Genomic DNA, 255 nt, shown 5'->3' with positions numbered 1-255 from the left:
CGCCGCCGCTTCAAAGGCGGTCCCGCGCACGGTGATGATCTTCACCGCATCCTTGGACTGGACGGTGGCGATGGCGTTGCCCGCGTAGATCGGCCGTTCGAAGGTGTCGGCCGACACCACGCCGGTGATGTCGGAGATGGCGGCGACGTCCAGCAAGGCGGCGACGCGCGGCAGCAGATTCTTGCCCACCGAGGTCGCCGGGGCCAGGATGTGGCCATAGCCACCGGCCAGCGACACCACCAGCGCCGCCAGCGG

General features: G+C 69.8%; 1 pseudogene. It reads right to left on the bottom strand.

Annotated elements, in window-relative coordinates:
* Window positions 1–255: pseudogene (locus EJ903_RS26730) on the bottom strand (electron transfer flavoprotein subunit alpha/FixB family protein); the annotation flags it as partial.

The organism is Azospirillum griseum, from assembly GCF_003966125.1.
Lineage (GTDB): Bacteria > Pseudomonadota > Alphaproteobacteria > Azospirillales > Azospirillaceae > Azospirillum > Azospirillum griseum.
This window is presented reverse-complemented; position numbering and strand designations above follow the sequence as displayed.